Genomic DNA, 251 nt, shown 5'->3' with positions numbered 1-251 from the left:
GGACCCGTCGCGCGAGTGGTCGTTCATGGCCTCCAACGGGCACGATGTCGGCTCGTTCAACAAGCCGACGTCGTCGGCGACGTGGAACGTCACCGTCCCGCGGACGGGCACGTACCGGCTCACGGTCCTCGCCGGAGCGAACCAGGCGCCGGGGCAGCACGCGCTGTTCGTCGACGGTTCGCTGTCGCAGCTGATCAAGTACTCGGCCGACCTCGGCTGGACGTACCGGGGCACCACCGACGTGACGATCC

1 protein-coding gene is annotated in these 251 nt (G+C 68.9%); it reads left to right on the top strand.

Features of this window, described 5'->3' with window-relative positions; translation table 11 throughout:
* Window positions 1-251 (top strand): CBM35 domain-containing protein (locus tag SB717_RS38035; protein ID WP_410908354.1); only part of this gene is annotated, 251 nt, incomplete at both ends.

This window comes from Priestia sp. SIMBA_032, from assembly GCF_046535215.1.
Taxonomy (GTDB): Bacteria; Bacillota; Bacilli; order Bacillales; family Bacillaceae_H; genus Priestia; species Priestia aryabhattai.
The sequence above is the reverse complement of the archived record's forward strand: the minus strand, read 5'-3'. Positions and strand labels throughout refer to the sequence as shown.